Here is a 19,429-nt window from a genome sequence, read left to right as displayed (position 1 = left end):
TCACGACTTCTTGCTGCCGGTGCGCTTGCTGCGGGACTGACGACTGGGCTGCTGCCGAATGATCTTAGGCTCCGGCGGCGCGGAAGGCACTTCCTCTTCCGGAGTGGCGCCCTTGCGGAGTTTCGACAGCAGGCCGGTCTTCGGCTCGACCGGGACCACGTTGCCCTTGGCGTCGAACTGCGGCATCGGGTGGCGGCTGTAGAACCAGTGCTGCTGACCGAGCGTCCACAGGTTCGTGGTGACCCAGTACATGATCAGGCCGAGCGGGAAGTTGAGGCTGAAGAAGGCGAACAGCGGAGAGATGTACATCAGGATCTTCTGCTGCTGCGCCATGGGGTTGTCCGGCATCTGGGCCATGGAGCGGGTGACGCTCTGCCGGACGGTGAGGAACGTGGTCAGCGAGCTGATCGCCACGAAGACGCCGAGCACGATCTTCGTTGTGACGACGGTGGCCCCGAAGCTTTCGACCTGGGCCTGCGACATCCAGAAGTTGGCCGGCAGCGGAGCGCCGAAGATGTGCGCGGATCGGGCGCTGTCGACGAGCTGCTGCGTCATGCCGTAGACCGGGCGGCCGTCGGCCATGGCCCGCAGCACGGTGAACATCGAGATGAAGATGGGGAACTGCGCGACCACAGGCAGGCAGCCACCGAGCGGGTTGGCGCCCGCTCCCTGGTAGACCGCCATGACTTCCTGGTTCATGCGCTGCTTGTCGTTCTTGTAGCGCTTGCGGAGCTCTGCCACCTTGGGGGCGAGTTCCTGCATCTTGCGCGACGAGCGCATCTGCTTCAGGAAGAGCGGGAAGATCAGGACCCGCATGAAAACGGTCAGCGTGATGATGGTCAGGGCCCATGTCAGCCCGCTGTCCGGGTTGAGGAATGTGCTGTATCCCTGATGGATCCAGATGATGACATGGGCTACGGCTTCATAGAGCCAGCTCAGCCAGGACAGCTCCACCGAGCTATCTCCCTTGCGTTTCGTGGGACCGAACCGGGCGTGGGGGCACCGGGTCTATACCTCCGGGATGGAATGGATGGCACCGCCCGATGCGCCGGACAGTCAGCCATGTGCCGCGCAATGCACCATGTACGGCTATCGCTTCGAGCCCGTAGGCACTGCACGACGGATAGAAACGGCAACGTGGACCGAGCATCGGGCTGATGAAGGCCCGATAGAACCGGATCGGGATGATCAATGCCCGAGCGGGGAGGCTCGGCATCCCTTGCGGCTGCTCCGTCATCTGTGTCCATCCATCGCGGACTCGCGCCGCCTGAACAAACGATCCAACGCGAGGTCGAGCTCGGCGGCAAGGTGCTCGTATCGCGCTGACGCAGCCGGTGGATTGGCGCGTACCACCAGCAGGCTACCTCGCGGGAGCCGGTCGAGACGGTCCCGCATCAGGTGTCGGAGCCGCCGCTTGACCTTGTTGCGCACGGCGGCGCCACCCACAGCTCGGCTCACCACGAAACCAACCAGAGGCGTCGAATCCCCAGAAATGCTTAGATGCACTACCAGGGTAGGACGGCCCGCGCGCTTCCCACGCTTGACGGCCGCCTCGAACTCCTCCCCGCGTCGCATGCGGGATTGACGGGAAAGCACCATATACGCCTATCGCCCGCCGGCGGACTTCACCGGCGGGCGGACTATCGGACGCGAGTCGATCAGGCCGACAGCGTTTCGCGGCCCTTACGGCGGCGAGCGGCCAGGATGGCGCGACCGGCCCGGGTGCGCATCCGCAGCCGGAAGCCGTGGGTCTTCGCGCGGCGACGGTTGTTCGGCTGGAAAGTACGCTTGCTCACGGGTGGGCTCCAGGCTTGAAGGTGCGCCGCAGGGGCGCTGATACACACATGGCTGGCTTGCCAAGAGAGCGAGGGCACGCGAAATAGCCGTCGCGTGACAAGCCGACCATGGCACGTTACGGGGCAAGCATGCCCCAGGTCAAACTGGCGGCCCGGCGAACGGGGTTATCCACTAATCCACATGCGGGTTTTCCACATCCTCGGCCACGTCCACAGTATGTGCACTCAGGTACCACTAGGCTGTGGACAACGCTTGAACACAGCTGTGCACAGAGCTACTGTCAGCCCTCCCAGAGCCGCTCAGGCCCTGTGCATAACCTGTGGATGGCCTGTGGATGATGTGGGTGTCCAGCTCGCCCGCCACGCTGTGGACCAAGGCGCCGGCCGCCCCTGCGGGTGGGAGTTCCATGTGGATAACTCGCCCCGGTGGACAGCCAGTGACGGCGCACCGACGACTTGTGACGTACGTGTGCGAAGCGCCAATAACCAGGCCGCAACGGCACCAATGCCCGCACTGGGCAAGCGGTAAACGATCGATCGCGGGGGGCCGCGAGAGGAAGGAGGGGTAGCGCACATGAACCATGTCGACCTCGGCACGGTATGGGCGAGGGCCCTGAGCAACTTCCTCAACGAGAACGTCCCCATACAGCAGCGCACCTGGCTCTCCATGGTGCGCCCGATCGCCCAAGCAGACGACACGATCGTGCTGGGCGTCCCCAACGACTTCCTGAAGGACCTCATCGAGGGGAAGCTGCGGCCCCTCGTGGCCCACGCGCTCTCCCAAGAGCTCGGCCGGGCGATGCGCCTGGCCGTGATGATCGACACGACGGCCCCCGAGCAGCAGATGCCGGACCTTCATCCACAGCCTGTGGCTCAAAATTATCCCCAGGGCCTGGACCCCCAGCCACGTTATGCACAACCCCCATCGGCCCAGCACTACCAGGCTTCCGAGCCTCCGCAGTTCTATTCTCCACAGCCGGACCCGGCCCAGATATCCACCGAATATCCACAGCCCACGTTCACTTTTGAACAGGGGCAGTCCCCTGTGGAGAAACTGCCGGAGCCGACGCACAACCGCTGGGAAGCGAAGAGCAACAAGCCCAGCGAACCCGCCCGGCTCAACCAGAAGTACACCTTCGAGACATTTGTCATCGGGGCCAGCAACCGATTCGCCCACGCGGCCGCCGTGGCCGTAGCCGAATCCCCCGCAAAGGCGTACAACCCTCTCTTTATTTATGGTGACTCGGGCCTGGGGAAGACCCACCTCCTGCACGCGATCGGGCATTACGCCCAGAGCCTGTACGACGGCGCGCGGGTGAGATACGTGAGCTCGGAAGAGTTCACCAACGACTTCATCAACAGCATCCGCGACCACAAGGCCGACGGCTTCCGCGGCCGCTACCGGGCGATCGACATCCTGCTCGTGGACGACATCCAGTTCCTGGAGGGCAAGGAGCAGACGCAGGAGGAGTTCTTCCACACCTTCAACACCCTCCACAACGCCAACAAGCAGATCGTGATCTCCAGCGACCGGGCGCCGAAGCAGCTGATCACGCTGGAGGACCGGCTGCGCAACCGGTTCGAGTGGGGCCTGATCACCGATGTCCAGCCGCCCGAGCTGGAGACCCGCATCGCGATCCTCAGGAAGAAGGCCATCCAGGAGGGCCTGGCCGCCCCGCCCGAGGTCCTGGAGTACATCGCCAGCCGCATCTCCACCAACATCCGCGAGCTGGAGGGCGCCCTGATCAGGGTCACCGCCTTCGCCAGCCTCAACCGGCAGGGCGTCGACCTCCAGCTGGCCGAGGTGGTGCTGAAGGACCTGATCACCTCCGACGGCGGCCACGAGATCACCATCGCCACGATCATGGCCAAGACCGCCGAATACTTCGGCATCAGCATCGACGACCTCTGCGGCAGCTCGCGCAGCAGGGCTCTGGTCAACGCCAGGCAGATCGCGATGTATCTGGTACGCGAGCTGACCGACCTGTCGCTGCCGAAGATCGGGCAGCAGTTCGGCGGCCGCGATCACACGACCGTCATGCACGCCGAGCGCAAGATCCGCTCGCTCATCGCGGAGCGCAGGTCGATGTACAACCAGGTCAACGAGCTAACAATGCGTATCAAACAGACGTCGCGCGGATCCTGACCGTCATGCACAGCCTGTGGATAACACTGTGGATCAGGGGAAACGTCAGATCGCGGCGGCCGTACGCCCCATCTTCGCCTGAAAAATCCTGCGCGATGCCTGGGGATAAAGTTGGGGACATCCTGAGGACAACCTGGGGACATCCGGTGGATGACTTGTGGACGGCCTGTGCACAGTCGAAAAAGGGTCTCTCACGAGGCCGTTTAGCCCGTGGATAACCTGTGGAAAGCCGGTGGATGACCAGTGGATGAACGCACCATGATCTGGGGACGAGCTGTGGGCAACAAACTTTCATCCCCAGGCGGCGAAGTTTCCCCCAGGCGTAATCCACCGAGCATGTGGGCGACGCCACGCAAGCTGACCAGGGGAAACGCCCGTTGTCCACACTATCCACAGCCCCTAGTGTGAAGACCACCTATCTCTCTTACTAAGAAACTCAAGACCCATAGAGGGGTTCTCCCGGAACTCGAGTGCGGGAGAGGCAACACTTGAATCAACGACGAACTCAGGAGGCTGATGACCGTGATGTTCCGAATCGAGCGAGACGTCCTCGCTGAGGCGGTGGCATGGACGGCACGCAGCCTGCCCGCGCGACCGTCGGTCCCCGTTCTCGCCGGAATGCGGATGGAGGTCACCGAGGACCAGCAGCTGAAGCTGTCGGGCTTCGACTACGAGGTCTCCGCCGAGGTGACGCTCGAACTCCACACCGGTGAGGCCGGCGTCGTCCTGGTCTCCGGCAAGCTGCTCGCCGAGATCACCCGCGCGCTTCCCGCACAGCCTGTGGACTTCGTCGTGGAGGGAGCCAAGGCGGTCGTCACTTGTGGCAGCGCCCGGTTCACCCTGCTGACCATGCCTGTGGAGGACTACCCGTCGCTGCCGGCCATGCCGCCGGCCGCCGGCCGGGTGGGCAGCGACGTCTTCGCCGCCGCCGTCGGCCAGGTCGCCGTCGCCGCGGGCAGGGACGACACGCTGCCCATGCTCACCGGCGTACGGATGGAGATCGAGGGCGACACCGTGACCCTCGCCGCGACCGACCGCTACCGCTTGGCCGTACGCGAGCTGAAATGGCAGCCCGACCAGCCCGACTTCGCGGCGATCGCGATGATCCCCGGCAAGACGCTCGCTGACTCGGCCAAGGCGCTCGGCGCGACGGGCGCCGAGGTGGAGATCGCGCTCAGCTCGGCGGGCGGCACCGGCGAGGGCATGATCGGCTTCTCCAGCGCCGGGCGGCGGACCACGACGCGGCTGCTCGACCCCGAGTTCCCCAAATACCGCTCGCTGCTGCCGACGGAGTTCTCGGCGCGCGCCGACCTGTCCACAAGCTCGTTCGTCGAGGCGGTCAAGCGCGTGGCCCTGGTCGCCGAGCGCAACACTCCGGTACGCCTGGCGTTCAAGAGCGGCGAGGTCGTGCTGGAGGCCGGCAGCGGCGACGAGGCCCAGGCCGTCGAGGTGCTGCCGGTGGACTACGAGGGCGAGGAGATGAACATCGCCTTCAACCACCAGTTCCTGCTGGAAGGGCTGGGCGCGATCGACTCGGACGTCGCCCGGCTACAGATGACCACGTCCACCAAGCCCGCCATCCTCACCGGTGGAAAGCCTGTGGATGACGGCGGAGTCCCCGACTACCGTTACCTGATCATGCCGATCCGCTTGTCGAGCTGAAAATCCCATCGGGGATTATGGAGGCCTGACTAGGGGAGTTGGTACATCATGCAGATCGGCATGGTCGGACTTGGCAGGATGGGCGGCAACATGGCCGAAAGGCTGCGCCGCGGAGGTCACGAGGTCGTGGGCTATGACCACAACCGGGAGGCCAGCGACGTCGGCAGCTTGAAGGAGCTGGTCGACAGGCTGGAGGCGCCGCGCGCGGTCTGGGTGATGGTCCCGGCCGGCAAACCCACCCAGCAGACGGTCGACGAGCTCGGCAAACTCCTCTCCGAGGGCGACATCGTCATCGACGGCGGTAATTCACACTATGTGGATGACCAGAAGCACGCCGCCGAGCTCGCCGAGCGCGGCATCCGCTTCGTCGACTGCGGCGTGAGCGGCGGCGTCTGGGGGCTGCAGAACGGCTACGCGCTGATGTGCGGCGGCGACGAGGCCGTGGTCCAGCACATGATGCCGATCTTCGAGACGCTCAAGCCCGAAGGCGAGGACGGCTTCGTCCACGCGGGCGAGGTCGGCGCGGGACACTTCGCCAAGATGGTCCACAACGGCATCGAGTACGGCATGATGCAGTCCTTCGCCGAGGGCTGGGAGCTCCTGGAAGCCTCCGACATCGTCAAGGACGTCAAGGGCTGCTTCAGCAGCTGGCGTACCGGCACCGTCATCCGCTCCTGGCTGCTCGACCTGCTGGTGCGGTCACTCGACAGCGACGAGCACCTCGAGGAGCTGCGCGGTTACGCACAGGACTCCGGCGAGGGCCGGTGGACCGTTCAGGCGGCGGTGGACCACGCCGTGCCGCTGCCGGTGATCACCGCCGCGCTGTACGCCAGGTTCGCCTCGCGTCAGGAGGACCCGCCCGCGATGAAGGTGGTGGCCGCGCTGCGCAACCAGTTCGGCGGCCACCCGATCGCCTCGGCGGAGGGCTCGACGGGCATGGGCGCCGACTCCCCCGGCGCCGACGTGACCCCGCCGAAGGTGCGCTGAGCCTCCTGAACGTGCGCTGACCCGATACCGGTTCATCCGAGATCGGTTATCCACAGGCGCACGCCGGTGACCCCAGTGAGCTGCGTGGCCCACTAACCTTCTTGGGGTGCACGTCGCCCACCTGTCGCTGACCGACTTCCGGTCCTACGCCTCCGTGGAGCTCGGCCTGGAGCCGGGCGTCACGGCGTTCGTGGGGCCCAACGGCCAGGGCAAGACCAACCTGGTCGAAGCCCTCGGCTACGTCGCGACGCACTCCAGCCACCGGGTGGCGAGCGACGCGCCTCTCGTACGACGGGGCGCGAGCCGGGCCATCGTGCGCTGCGCCATCCACAGGGACGACCGGCGGGCGCTGGTCGAGCTGGAGATCAACCCGGGGCGCGCCAACCGCGCCCGGCTCAACCGCTCCCCCGTGTCCAGGCCCCGCGACGTCATCGGACTGCTGCGCACGGTGCTGTTCGCCCCCGAGGACCTGTCGATGGTCAAGGGCGATCCCTCTGAGCGGCGGCGCTTCCTCGACGAGCTGCTGGTGAGCCGCACTCCGCGGTTCGCCGGCGTACGCGCCGACTACGACCGCGTGCTGAAGCAGCGAGGAGCGCTCCTGCGTGCCGCCTCCCAGGCCCGCAGAGGGGCCAGGAGCGCCCGAAGGGCCGAGAGTGACACAGGATTCTCGGCGGCGGGCGCCGGAGACGTCCTGAGCACTCTGGAGGTCTGGGACGCGCATCTGGCGAGACACGGCGCGGAGCTCCTCCAAGCACGGCTCGATCTCATCGACGCGCTGCGCCCGCTGGTCGCCGGAGCCTATGCCGCGCTGGCCCCCACGAGTGCCCCCGCGACACTGGCCTATCGCAGCACTTTGTCCACAGGCAGCGACGCGGCTGAGGACGAAGTCCCCGGTGAGACGGGATCTTCCGATACACAGACGTTATCCACAGACTTGGGGAAAACCCTTGAAGAACGACTCCGCGAGCGGCTATTGGAAGTCCGCGCGGCCGAGCTGGAGCGGGGTGTCACGCTCGTCGGCCCGCACCGCGACGACCTGATCCTGGGCCTCGGCGAGCTGCCCGCGCGCGGCTACGCCAGCCATGGCGAGTCGTGGTCGTTCGCCTTGGCGCTGCGCCTGGCCGCCTACGACCTGCTCCGGGCCGAGGGCGGCGACCCGGTGCTGATCCTGGACGACGTCTTCGCCGAGCTCGACAGCCAGCGCAGGCGCCGCCTGTCCGAGATCGTCGCCCCCGCCGAGCAGGTGCTCATCACCGCGGCGGTGGCCGACGACGTGCCCGGGGAGTTGATCGGGGCCAGGTTCGACGTCGCAGAAGGGAGTGTGACGCGTGTCCGCTGAGAGCAACCCGCGCGGATCCGCCAACGGGTCTGCTGACGGCACCTCCCGGGTGCCTACCGATGACAACCCCACGGCCAGGGGCGCGGCGATGGCCAGGGAGAAGCTGGCCCAGGCCAAGGCCGACGCGGCCAAGCGCGGCCAGCTCCCCCGCCGCGAGCCCAGGCGCAGGGCGGGGGCGCGCAGGGACGCCGGCGATCCACAGCTTTTCGGACGCGCGATCTCCGACCTGCTGGCCGACCGCGGCTGGGAGCGGTCGGCGGCCGTCGGCGGGGTGTTCGGCCGCTGGTCCGACATCGTCGGTCCCGAGCTCGCCGCGCACACCAAGCCCGATTCGTTCGACGACGGCGAGGTGCTGATCTTGGCCGACTCCACCGCGTGGGCGACCCAGGTACGCCTGCTCGCGCGCACTCTCGTACGTCGGCTCAACGAGGAGCTCGGACACGGCACGGTGACGAAGGTGAAGGTCAGAGGCCCGCAGAACGCACCGCGCGCGGCCGGGGGCCTGAGGGTGACCGGCAGCAAGGGCCCGGGAGACACCTACGGCTGAGCCGGATCGGCGACAAACCCATGGGCCGGACCCGCGAGAAAACCCATCAGAGAGCCGCAGACGCGATGACCCCCATTCCTGTGGGGGGATGCTCGAAGAGGGGGAAAACAAGCGACAGGCCGTTACAGGCGCGTTCAATGCCACCTTGGGCCCTCAGAGCCGGTAGAATGAAACTGGATTCCGGACACGTCCGTTTGCGTGTCACCCCCGGCACGTATGCGGCGCCGATTCCCCCGGGTGATCAACGCAACGGGGCACTCACGACGGTGACGGGCACGGCAGGGGCAGCTTGACAACGGTCGCCTCCCCAGCCGCGTGTCCGCGGCAGGAGGATTTGGCACTTGTCCTACGACGCTAGCTCAATCACCGTACTCGAAGGGCTTGAGGCGGTTCGCAAGCGCCCGGGTATGTATATCGGCTCGACCGGTGAGCGCGGTCTGCATCACCTGGTCTACGAAATCGTCGACAACTCGGTGGACGAGGCCCTCGCCGGCCACGCCGACCGCATCGACGTCACCCTGCTCGCCGACAACGGTGTGCGGGTCATCGACAACGGCCGCGGCATCCCGACCGGCATCCACCCGGTCGAGAAGCGTTCCGCCGTCGAGGTCGTGCTGACCACGCTGCACGCGGGCGGCAAGTTCGACGGCAAGTCGTACGCCGTGTCCGGAGGTCTGCACGGCGTCGGCTCGGCCGTCGTCAACGCGCTGTCCACCGCCATGGAGGTGGAGGTCAAGCAGAACGGCCACATCTGGCGGCAGCGCTACGAGCACTCCAAGCCGACCGCGCCACTGGCGACGGACGGGGAGACCACCGAGACCGGCACCACGATCACGTTCTGGGCCGACGAGGCGATCTTCGAGACCACCACCTGGAACTTCGAGACGCTCTCGCGGCGCTTCCAGGAGATGGCCTTCCTCAACAAGGGCCTGACGATCGTGCTGCGCGACGAGCGGCCCGACCACGTCAACGGCGAGGTCGTCGAGGTCACCTACTGCTACCAGGGCGGTCTGTCCGACTTCGTGACGCACCTCAACTCCAAGAAGGAGCCCGCGCACGCGTCGGTCATCGACTTCGAGGAGCACGGCGACGGCGTCTCCGTAGAGATCGCCATGCAGTGGAACAACTCCTACAGCGAGTCCGTCTACACCTTCGCCAACACCATCAACACGGCTGAGGGCGGCACCCACGAGGAGGGCTTCCGCGCGGCGCTGACGTCGATCGTCAACCGCTACGCGCGCGAGCAGAAGTTCCTCAAGGAGGGCAAGGACGACAACCTCTCCGGCGAGGACGTCCGCGAGGGCCTGACCGCGATCGTCTCGATCAAGCTGGCCGACCCGCAGTTCGAGGGGCAGACCAAGACGAAGCTCGGCAACACCGAGGCCAAGTCGTTCGTTCAGAAGGCCTGCAACGACCACCTGCGCGCCTGGTTCGAGCGCAACCCCGGCGAGGCCAAGGACATCATCAACAAGTCGCTGCAGGCCGCCAGGGCCCGCCTCGCGGCTCGCCAGGCCCGCGACCTGACGCGGCGCAAGTCGCTGCTGGAGTCGGGCAGCGGCCTGCCGGGCAAGCTGGCCGACTGCCAGTGGAACGACCCCGACAAGTGCGAGCTGTTCATCGTCGAGGGCAACTCGGCCGGCGGCTCGGCCAAGGGCGGCCGCGACTCGCGTTTCCAGGCGATCCTGCCCATTCGCGGCAAGATCCTCAACGTCGAGAAGGCCCGGGTCGACAAGGTCCTGCAGAACACCGAGGTCCAGTCGCTGATCACGGCCATGGGCACCGGCGTGCACGACGAGTTCGACATCAGCAAGCTGCGCTACAACAAGCTGATCCTGATGGCCGACGCCGACGTCGACGGCCAGCACATCACCACACTGCTGCTGACGCTGCTGTTCAGGTTCATGCGCCCGCTGATCGAGGGCGGCCACGTCTACCTGTCGCAGCCGCCCCTCTACAAGATCAAGTGGGACCGCAAGGGCGACGACGCCTCCTACGCCTACTCCGACCGCGAACGCGACGCGATCATCGAGGACGGCATCGGCCGCGGCAAGCGTGACCCCCGCTCCCACGACGGGGTCCAGCGGTTCAAGGGTCTCGGCGAGATGAACGCCAACCAGCTGTGGGAAACCACCATGAACCCTGACAGCCGCATCCTGCTACAGGCCACGCTCGACGACGCCGCCCAGGCGGACGAGATGTTCAGCGTGCTCATGGGTGAGGACGTCGAGGCGCGCAGGGCCTTCATCATCCGCAATGCGCGAGATGTCCGTTTCCTAGACGTGTAGCGCTCAGCCGTACAGTAGAAAAGGATCTTCACACGTGACGGAAGTGAACACTCCGCCTCCACCGTCTTCGGACCGCATCGAACCGGTCGACATCCAGACCGAGATGCAGCGCAGCTACATGGACTACGCGATGTCGGTCATCGTCTCGCGTGCCCTGCCGGACGTGCGTGACGGTCTCAAGCCGGTGCACCGCCGCGTGCTCTACGCGATGTACGACGGCGGCTACCGCCCCGACCGCGGCTACTTCAAGTGCTCGCGCGTCGTCGGTGACGTCATGGGTTCCTACCACCCCCATGGCGACACCTCGATCTACGACGCCCTCGTACGCCTGGCGCAGCCCTGGTCGCTGCGCCACCCGCTGGTCGACGGGCAGGGCAACTTCGGCTCTCCGGGCAACGACGCGCCCGCGGCGATGCGCTACACCGAGTGCAAGCTCGCGCCCATCGCCATGGAGATGCTGCGCGACATCGACAAGGAGACCGTCGACTTCCAGCCCAACTACGACGGCCGCTCCCAGGAGCCCGTCGTACTCCCGGCGCGCTTCCCCAACCTGCTGGTCAACGGTTCGGGCGGCATCGCGGTCGGCATGGCGACCAACATCCCGCCGCACAACCTGCGCGAGGTGGCCGAGGCCGTCAAGTGGTCGCTGGACAACCCCGAGGCCTCCGAAGAGGAGCTGCTCGAGGCGGCCATCGCGCGGGTCAAGGGCCCCGACTTCCCGACCAAGGGCCTGATCGTCGGCCGCAGGGGCATCGAGGACGCCTACCGCACCGGCCGCGGCTCGATCACCATGCGAGCCGTCGTCGAGGTCGAGGAGGACAACAAGGGCCGTCACGCCCTCGTCGTCACCGAACTCCCCTACCAGGTCAACCCCGACAACCTCTCCTACAAGATCGCTGAGCTGGTCAAGCAGGGCAAGGTCACCGGCATCGCCGACGTCCGCGAGGAGTCGTCGTCGCGGGTCGGCCAGCGGCTGGTCATCGTGCTCAAGCGCGACGCCGTCGCCAAGGTCGTGCTCAACAACCTGTACAAGCACACCCAGCTCCAGGACACCTTCGGCGCCAACATGCTGGCCCTGGTCGACGGGGTGCCGCGTACGTTGCGGCTCGACCAGTTCATCACCTACTACGTGGCGCACCAGATCGAGGTCATCGTCCGGCGGACGCGCTACCTGCTGCGCAAGGCCGAGGAGCGGGCCCACATCCTGCGGGCGCTGCTCAAGGCGCTCGACCGGATGGACGAGGTCATCGCGCTGATCAGGCGCTCGCCGTCGGCCGCGGAGGCCCAGGGCGGCCTGATGACGCTGCTGGAGATCGACGAGATCCAGGCCCAGGCCATCCTCGACATGCAGCTGCGCAAGCTCGCCGCCCTGGAGCGCCAGGCGATCCAGGACGAGTTCGAGGCGCTGATGACGGCGATCGCCGACTACCAGGACATCCTGAGCTCGGAGCCCCGGCAGCGGCAGATCGTCGGTGACGAGATGGCCGAGATCGTCGCCCGCTTCGGCAACGACCGGCAGACCGAGATCGTCGCGTACGACGGCGACATGTCGATCGAAGACCTCATCGCCGAGGAAGAGATCGTCGTCACTATCACCCGCGGCGGCTACGCCAAGCGCACCCGTACCGACCTTTACCGGGCGCAGAAGCGTGGCGGCAAGGGCGTCAGGGGCGCGCAGCTGCGCCAGGACGACATCGTCGACCACTTCTTCGTCACGACGACCCATCATTGGTTGCTGTTCTTCACGAACAAAGGCCGCGTTTACCGCGTCAAAGCGTACGAACTGCCCGACGCCGCGCGCGACGCGCGGGGCATGCACCTGGCGAACCTGCTGGCCATGCAGCCCGACGAGACGGTAATGGAGGTCCTCGACCTGCGTGACTACGACGTCGCCCCTTACCTCGTGCTGGCCACCCGCAGCGGCCTGGTGAAGAAGACCCGCCTGTCGGAGTACGACTCCCCCAGGTCCGGTGGTCTGATCGCGATCAACCTGCGGGATGACGACGAGGTCATCGGGGCTCGCCTGGTCTCCGAGGAGGACGACCTGCTGCTCGTCTCCAAGGGCGCGCAGTCCGTCCGCTTCACCGCCTCCGACGAGGCGCTGCGCCCGATGGGACGGGCGACCAGCGGCGTCATCGGCATGAGATTCCTTGATGGTGACGAACTTCTCGCCATGAATAGAATTGCCGATGGTCAACATGTGCTTATCGCCACCAAGGCTGGGTACGCAAAGCGGACACCCGTCGAGCAGTATCCAGTTCAAGGACGTGGCGGCAGGGGTGTGCTGACTGCGAAAATCGTCAGTTCCCGTGGCAAGCTGGTCGGAGCAGTCATGGTCAACCCAGAGGATGAGGTCTTCGCGATCACATCCGCCGGCGGGGTGATCCGGACGAGTGCCGGCGAGATCAAGCAGTCCGGCCGCCAGACCATGGGAGTGCGTTTGATGAATCTCGCCGAAGGCGACAGCGTGGTGGCCCTCGCCCGGAACGCCGAGTCCATGGAGACTTCGGTGGAGAGTGAGGAAGACGGGGGAGGAGAGTAGGTCATGAGCGCCCAGGGTGGCTCCGCCAGGACTAAGGCGGCCCGGGACAACGGCCAGCAGCCGAAGAAGTCCAATGAAACCGAGATCTTCGACGGAGCGGTCGACGAGGAGAAGGCGACACCTCCGCAAGGAGTGGTGCCGCCGGTCACGGGTCAGCCAGGGGAGGAGCAGTCGGAGGGCAACGAGACGGTCCGCCTCCGTCCTTCGCTGACTTCCGAGGCGCCTCCGCTTGTCGAGATGCCCAAGAAGAAGCCCTCCAGCTCCGCGGGGGCCCGTCTCCCCCGCAAGGCCCACCTGGTCCTGCGTCGCGTCGAGCCGTGGTCGGCCATGAAGTTCAGCTTCGTGGTCTCCCTCGTCTGCTTCGTGGTGCTGTTCGTGGCAGTGGCCGTCCTGTACGGCGTACTGTCCGCCTTGGGCGTGTTCGACTCGCTCGTGGACCTGGTCAACCAGCTCGGCAAGGGTGAGCAGGGGCAAAACTCGATCCCGATCGACATCGCCTCTTGGTTCGAGCCGGTCCGCATCCTCGGCTACACCGCCCTCATCGGCGCGGTGAACGTGGTGCTGATCACGGCACTGTCCACGCTGGGGGCGGTCATCTACAACGTGGCCTCCGACCTGGTGGGCGGCGTCGAGGTGACCTTCAGCGAGGCGGAGTAGTTTCCATACGTGGTTCGTGGTTCTGTGGCTCGTTGTTTTGCGGCTTTTGGCTCGCGTCGCCGTCGATCTTTCGGGGGCGGCGCGAGCAACTACGGAGAGGCGGTAAGCTTTTCCTCGTCCGAACAACTGGTTCGCCTTCCCTGGTGGGGATGCGATACGGTTTGGCGTACGCGGGGCTATAGCTCAGACGGTTAGAGCGCTTCCCTGATAAGGAAGAGGTCCCAGGTTCAAGTCCTGGTAGCCCCACCCAGCGTAAGGCCCCATTCCGATCAAGGAATGGGGCCTTTGACGGTAATGGCGATGGCAGCGTCAGTCGAACTGCTTCCCGGCCGCCGTGCGTGTAGATCTCCATCGTGACGGAGACGTGTGCGTGCCTATGGCGCTAGCCCTGCGGCCGGATCGGCCGACCAGTCCGCACCGCTTCAGACAGTCGACCAGGCGCCATCGGGCCGCATACTGCGCCGTTCGCCGCGTCGGCGCCGCTCGTCCGGTCGGCGCACATCAAGACCGGCGACGACGTGACGTTCCCCGACACGGCCGGGCGAGACGTCCCACCCGGCGGCGCCGGAGGGCTACCCGTTGGCCGGGGGATCCGTCGTGGGAGTGTCCGTCGGCTGCTGGGCCGTTCCCTCGCCGCGAAGGGTGACGAGGGTGGGCTGGGCGCCGACATTGTGGTGGATGACCAGTGTGGCCTGAGCCGTGCCACCCTCAGCCGGCGAAGTGAAGCTCACACCGAACGAGCAGGACACGCCGGGAGCCAGATTCTTGCGCGCGCAGGCGCCGTCCTGGCTGAAGTACGCCTTGCCGTTGCCTCTGATCTCCATGTAGGTGACCTTCAGCGTGGCGTCGCCCACGCTTTCGATGCGCACCTCGCTGTCGCAGCCGCCCTCGGCGGTGCAGGTGATCTCGCCCGGGGTGATCTCCACGTCCGCCTTGCCGTCGGGCACCTTGATGATCTGTTTGCCCTCCCCGCCACCGGGCTGCTGCTTAGTGGTCGCCTTGTCGGGGCCGCACATGAAGTCGGGACAGATCGGCGCGTGCGTCGTGATGAGCGCCGCGACGATGACCGCCCCCGCCCCGATGAGAGCGACCGCGATACCCGCTCCCTTATCTGACACGAACTCCTCCGATATCCCGGGATGAGGGCCGAGAAGCGTAAATGATCGGTGGGTGAGCCGAACCGTGTTCAGTACCGGATTCCTTCACGAAAGGGGAGAAGCCGGTGTCCGCGCGCGGCCGTCCCCGCGACGGCCGTCCTGCCATGCGAAATCGCGAAGTCTCCCTCCCCGGAGCCCAACCATCGAGAACCCCGGCCCGAATCCGCACACGTCAACGATAAACACGATCCGGTTGCAATTCACATGAATACTTCTGTCACCGTCCCAGCCGGTGCCAGACCCTCTTCCCGCGTGTGGCGGGCGGTGGTGCGCTCGCGAATGATCGTTCGTCCTAAGGACGGCCCCCGACCTTCCGAGCAGGCGTCGCCGAGGACTGCGGCGACGCGATCCAGTACGGGGTGCGGCGGGGTGAACGGGACGCGCAGGTAGTGAGTCAGGGTGGCGTCGGCCGCGAAGCGCGGGCCCGCGACGAGCGCGATTCCGTGCTCGTCCGCGTGGCGCACGACGGTGTCGGCGGGTGTCGCGCTCAACCGCAGCCACAGGGCCAGGCCGCCGGGTGGGCGGGTGAAGCGCCAGCGATCGTCGCCGTCGAGCAGGGCACAGAGGTGGTCGCGCTGTGCGCGCAACTCGTCCCGGCGCAGTTCGAGCACCGGTTTGGGGTCGCTCAGGAGTTCGGCGGCGACGAGTTGTTGCATGGGCGACGCGGACAGGGGCCCGGCCAGGGGGTGCTCCTGTAGGTCACGAACGAGCGAGGCTCGGGCGCGGATCCAGCCGACGCGCAACCCGCCCCACACCGACTTGCTGGCCGATCCGATGAGCAGCGCGCCGGCGATCCGCAGCAGGCCGACCGGCTTCTCGCGCAGGTCGAGGTCGCGCAGTGTCTCGTCGGCGATCACGGTCACCTGATGGCGGGCGGCCAGGTCGGCGACGGCGCGGCGGACGCGTGGGGACATCAGCGCCCCGGTCGGGTTGTGGAAGTCGGGCACCAGGTAGGCGAGGTGGCCGCGCGCGGCGGCGAAGGAGGACTCCAGCTGGTCGAGGTCCCATCCGTCGCCGGTGACCCGGAAGCCGACCAGCCTCGTACCGGCGGCCCGCAGCACGTGGAGCGCGTCGACGTACGTGGGTATCTCCACCGCCGTGAGGCGGGGCCGGAAATGGGCCGCCAGCAGGGTCAGCGCGGCCCGCGTCCCGTTGGTGACCAGGATCTGCTCGGGCCGGGTGGCCGTCCCCTCATGGCTGTAACGCGCGGCGATCATCTCGCGTAGTTCGGGCAGCCCCGGTCCCGGCTCCCCGTGTTCGGCCAGAACGGGCCCGGCCCGATCGGCCGCCCGCCGCATGGCCTCCAGGTACGGCTGCTGCGGCGCGGCCGGGACGGCCCGGCGAAGGTCGATCAGCGACCCGGCTTCTCCGGACGCCGAGAGCGGGGCGACACGCTCGGCCACCGCCGGGGGCAGCCGCACGAGGCTGCCGCTCCCATGCCGCGTGTGGACCCATCCGGTCTCGCGCAGCCCCGCCAGGGCGGCCGTTACCGTGCCGCGGCTGACCCCCAGCGCCGCGGCCAGGCGGCGCTCGGCGGGCAGCTCGCTTCCTGCGCGGATGCGGCCGTCCAGCAACGCTTCCCGCACAGCACCTGCCAGCGCCGTGCTGAGTGGCTCCCCCGTGTCGCGCCAAGACCGCAGAGCCCTGGCCATCTGCTGCTCTCCGATCCTCACTGGTCCAGTTTTCCAGAATTGGACTAGGCGGCTGGGTAGGTGCCCCGCATACCGTCGTAAATCGTTCCAGACGAAGGGAGAACCACCACCATGCACCCCATACTCGCCGCCGACCGCGACCAGCTGCCCGAGCTGTTGCGGGCGGTTTCGGAGCACAGCGCCGACCTCCTGGGACGCCTGGCGGAACGGGAGGTCGTCCCCACGGCCCCGATCCCCGAGGCGGCTGCGATGTCCGTGCGGGGCGAGGGATTGAGAGCGGCGCTTGAGGAGTTCACCGCGCGCTGGGAGCCGACGCTGTCGGCCAGCGCCGGCCCGCGCTACTGGGGTTTCGTCACCGGAGGTGTCACACCGGCCGCGTTGGCCGGTGACTGGTTGACCGCGACCTGGGACCAGAACTCCTTCACCTCTCTCGACGCGGCGGGGCAGCACCTGGAACGCCAGACGATCGCCTGGCTGCGCACCCTGTTCGGGCTCTCCGGCGACCACCACGGAACGTTCGTCAGCGGCGCGACCATGTCCAACACCGTCGGGCTCGCCATCGCCCGCGAGTGGATCGGCGAACGGACCGGCGTCTCGCCGGCCGAGGACGGGGTCGGCGCACTCGGGCCGGTGACGGTGCTGTCGGGCACCGCGCACTCCAGCGTGCCCAAGGGCCTGTCGATGCTCGGGCTCGGGCGCCGGGCCCTGGTGACCGTACCCACCATTCCGGGGCGGGAGTGCGTCGACCCGGTGGCGCTGGAGCTCGCGCTGCGCCAGGTGGACGGCCCGTGCGTCGTGGTGGCCAACGCCGGGACCGTCAACACCGCCGACTTCGACGACCTGCGCGCCATCGCGGCGCTGCGCGAGCGTCACGACTTCTGGTTGCACGTGGACGCCGCTTTCGGCGCCTTCGCCGCCCTCTCCCCGGCCCACGCCCACCTGTGCGATGGCCTTGACCTGGCCGACTCCATCTGCGTCGACCTGCATAAATGGCTGAACGTGCCGTACGACAGCGCCCTTCAGTTCACACGCCGCCCGGACCTGCAGACGGCCGTGTTCCAGAACGCCGCCGCCTACCTCGGCCCGCTCGGTGACACGCCCGACAGCGGCCACCTCACCCCGGAGAACTCCCGGCGCCTGCGGGCGCTGGCCGCCTGGTTCACCCTGCGCTCCTACGGACGGGACGGCCACCGCGAGATCACCGAACGGTGCGTCGCCTGCGCCCGGCTACTGGGCGAGGCCATCGAGAGCATCCCCGGTCTGCGGCTGCTGGCGCCTGTCCGGCTCAACGTCGTCTGCTTCACCCTGGCCGCCGACCCCACCGCCGAGCGACTGGCCGCGCTCGGCGAACGACTCGCCGGCGAGGCGTTTTTCACGCCCACCGTCCTGGACGGCGTGCCCGCGCTGCGCGCCGCCTTCACCAACTGGCTGACAACGGAATCCGACGTTCACCACCTGGCCGAATGCCTGCGCGCCGCCGTACGCCACATCTGAGAGGGAACCGGGCTCCAGTAGACGGTTTTCAACATGTCCCGCGAGCGGCCCTCAGGATGGCGGCCAGGAGGGCCAGGCCCACGCCGATGCCCAAGGCGTGCTCGACGATCGCGACCGCCGTGTATTCGCCGGTCACGAACCCGCCAGGTCGCAGAATCACCATCGGCAGCTTCCAACCGCCCCACGCGAACAACGAGCCGGACGCCCCGAAGGCCAGCGTCATCGGAACCCACCGCCGGAGCGGGGCGGGACGGCCACGCGTGAGCGTCCACACGCTCCAGGCTCCGAGCAGCGCCCACAGCCCGGAGCTCCCGCTCAACAGCCGATCGTTGAGCTCCAATTGAGCGCGTGACACCGGGTCGAGGCCCAGCGTGCCGCCCAGTGCCCAGGACCACCAGAGCAGTCCCAGCCCGACGGCCACCGCCATCGCCGCCGTCACCAGCGCCGATGAGTGTGCCGGGCCGTCACCGACCCGCCCCAGGAAGGGCCGCGGCCATCGCTCCCTCAGGTAGATCGGCAGGGCCACGGCCAGCCCCACCGCCATCCCGGCGAAGCCGATGGCGATGAAGACCTCCTCCCCCTGCGCGGCCGAGCCGGAACCGTCGCCTCCAAAGAAACTGCTGATCACCACGTACGGAAGCATCGGGACCAGAAAGCCCGCGCCCACCCAGGAAAAGAAGATCACCGGTCCGGCCGCCAGCCGACGGCCCCACGGCTGGGCCAGCGCCAGTCCGAGGACGATCCCGGTCGCCGCCATCACCACGGTGACGACGTTCAGCAGCACCCAGTCCGCGGTGCCGTAACCGTCCGGAGCGTGACCGAACAGGCCCGCCGCGATCCAGACGATCTTGACGGCTAAGTACAGCGACATGCTGAGCGCCGCGCCATAGCCGGCGAGCCTGCGTACCCGGCTCCATCGCGCACCTACGCTCGGAACGTCCATCTGCCCCCGAACCCCTCTCAACCGGTTGATCTCGGCACTACCGAGCCTTCCGGGGTCGTCGGTCGGGCGGCCTCCCCCCACGTGGTGATCCTGCTCCCCCGCACGAGGGAGCAGGATTGTCGCTGGGACCACCACACTCATGATCCCGCCTGGCCTGGACAGGCGGAAGACGGATCTGCCTGAGGGTGCCAGACTGCGCCGCCGAACACCGGGCGCATCGAC

Annotated in this window: 16 protein-coding genes and 1 tRNA gene; 10 read left to right on the top strand and 7 right to left on the bottom strand. The window is 67.4% G+C overall.

Annotated elements, in window-relative coordinates:
* The 4 genes from yidC to rpmH are packed head-to-tail and all read right to left on the bottom strand — an operon-like array spanning position 1 to position 1,796.
* Entirely contained in the window at positions 1 to 954 is a 954-nt protein-coding gene (yidC, locus tag AB0B64_RS12050) for a membrane protein insertase YidC (RefSeq protein WP_357938164.1), read from the bottom strand.
* A 4-nt stretch (positions 955 to 958) separates the two neighbouring features.
* Positions 959 to 1,216 carry a membrane protein insertion efficiency factor YidD gene (gene yidD / locus AB0B64_RS12045; protein ID WP_357655404.1) on the bottom strand — a complete coding sequence of 86 codons (258 nt, stop codon included), beginning with the start codon at positions 1,214 to 1,216 and terminating at the stop codon, positions 959 to 961.
* Positions 1,217 to 1,233: 17 nt separating this feature from the next.
* Positions 1,234 to 1,599 (bottom strand): ribonuclease P protein component, encoded by a 366-nt coding sequence (gene rnpA, locus AB0B64_RS12040; protein WP_225300917.1) that lies wholly within the window; start codon positions 1,597 to 1,599, stop codon positions 1,234 to 1,236.
* 59 nt (positions 1,600 to 1,658) lie between these two features.
* Positions 1,659 to 1,796, bottom strand: a complete 138-nt coding sequence (rpmH, locus tag AB0B64_RS12035) for a 50S ribosomal protein L34 (protein ID WP_093172456.1) — start codon at positions 1,794 to 1,796, stop codon at positions 1,659 to 1,661.
* A gap of 574 nt (positions 1,797 to 2,370) precedes the next feature.
* Here rpmH and dnaA point away from each other — a divergent pair.
* The 9 genes from dnaA (at position 2,371) to AB0B64_RS11990 (ending at position 14,207) form a co-directional block, all read left to right on the top strand.
* Entirely contained in the window at positions 2,371 to 3,942 is a 1,572-nt protein-coding gene (gene dnaA / locus AB0B64_RS12030) for a chromosomal replication initiator protein DnaA (RefSeq protein ID WP_357938166.1), read from the top strand.
* 522 nt (positions 3,943 to 4,464) lie between these two features.
* Complete coding sequence (dnaN, locus tag AB0B64_RS12025; protein WP_357939730.1) at positions 4,465 to 5,604, top strand: DNA polymerase III subunit beta; 1,140 nt, start codon at positions 4,465 to 4,467, stop codon at positions 5,602 to 5,604.
* A 48-nt stretch (positions 5,605 to 5,652) separates the two neighbouring features.
* On the top strand, positions 5,653 to 6,591 hold the full coding sequence (gene gnd / locus AB0B64_RS12020) for a phosphogluconate dehydrogenase (NAD(+)-dependent, decarboxylating) (protein ID WP_357938168.1): 939 nt from the start codon (positions 5,653 to 5,655) through the stop codon (positions 6,589 to 6,591).
* Positions 6,592 to 6,697: 106 nt separating this feature from the next.
* Positions 6,698 to 7,930, top strand: coding sequence for a DNA replication/repair protein RecF (gene recF, locus AB0B64_RS12015; RefSeq protein ID WP_357938170.1), 1,233 nt, complete (start codon positions 6,698 to 6,700; stop codon positions 7,928 to 7,930).
* Between the two features lie 88 nt (positions 7,931 to 8,018).
* Positions 8,019 to 8,477, top strand: a complete 459-nt coding sequence (locus AB0B64_RS12010) for a DciA family protein (protein WP_225300984.1) — start codon at positions 8,019 to 8,021, stop codon at positions 8,475 to 8,477.
* Positions 8,478 to 8,818: 341 nt separating this feature from the next.
* Complete coding sequence (gene gyrB, locus AB0B64_RS12005; protein WP_357938172.1) at positions 8,819 to 10,762, top strand: DNA topoisomerase (ATP-hydrolyzing) subunit B; 1,944 nt, start codon at positions 8,819 to 8,821, stop codon at positions 10,760 to 10,762.
* 34 nt (positions 10,763 to 10,796) lie between these two features.
* Entirely contained in the window at positions 10,797 to 13,304 is a 2,508-nt protein-coding gene (gyrA, locus tag AB0B64_RS12000) for a DNA gyrase subunit A (RefSeq protein ID WP_357938174.1), read from the top strand.
* A 3-nt stretch (positions 13,305 to 13,307) separates the two neighbouring features.
* Positions 13,308 to 13,961 (top strand): DUF3566 domain-containing protein, encoded by a 654-nt coding sequence (locus AB0B64_RS11995; RefSeq protein WP_357938176.1) that lies wholly within the window; start codon positions 13,308 to 13,310, stop codon positions 13,959 to 13,961.
* 172 nt (positions 13,962 to 14,133) lie between these two features.
* A tRNA-Ile gene (locus tag AB0B64_RS11990) sits at positions 14,134 to 14,207 on the top strand.
* A gap of 326 nt (positions 14,208 to 14,533) precedes the next feature.
* Here AB0B64_RS11990 and AB0B64_RS11985 read toward each other — a convergent pair.
* Positions 14,534 to 15,079 (bottom strand): hypothetical protein, encoded by a 546-nt coding sequence (locus tag AB0B64_RS11985; protein ID WP_358176740.1) that lies wholly within the window; start codon positions 15,077 to 15,079, stop codon positions 14,534 to 14,536.
* 239 nt (positions 15,080 to 15,318) lie between these two features.
* Positions 15,319 to 16,791 carry a PLP-dependent aminotransferase family protein gene (locus AB0B64_RS11980; protein WP_358176737.1) on the bottom strand — a complete coding sequence of 491 codons (1,473 nt, stop codon included), beginning with the start codon at positions 16,789 to 16,791 and terminating at the stop codon, positions 15,319 to 15,321.
* Positions 16,792 to 16,881: 90 nt separating this feature from the next.
* Here AB0B64_RS11980 and AB0B64_RS11975 point away from each other — a divergent pair, with 90 nt between their 5' ends.
* Positions 16,882 to 18,264 carry a pyridoxal-dependent decarboxylase gene (locus AB0B64_RS11975; RefSeq protein ID WP_358176734.1) on the top strand — a complete coding sequence of 461 codons (1,383 nt, stop codon included), beginning with the start codon at positions 16,882 to 16,884 and terminating at the stop codon, positions 18,262 to 18,264.
* Between the two features lie 28 nt (positions 18,265 to 18,292).
* Here AB0B64_RS11975 and AB0B64_RS11970 read toward each other — a convergent pair whose 3' ends face one another.
* Positions 18,293 to 19,207 carry a hypothetical protein gene (locus AB0B64_RS11970; RefSeq protein ID WP_358176731.1) on the bottom strand — a complete coding sequence of 305 codons (915 nt, stop codon included), beginning with the start codon at positions 19,205 to 19,207 and terminating at the stop codon, positions 18,293 to 18,295.
* Positions 19,208 to 19,429: the final 222 nt, after the last annotated feature.

The organism is Nonomuraea sp. NPDC049129 (assembly GCF_040648495.1).
GTDB lineage: Bacteria > Actinomycetota > Actinomycetes > Streptosporangiales > Streptosporangiaceae > Nonomuraea.
The sequence above is the reverse complement of the archived record's forward strand: the minus strand, read 5'-3'. Positions and strand labels throughout refer to the sequence as shown.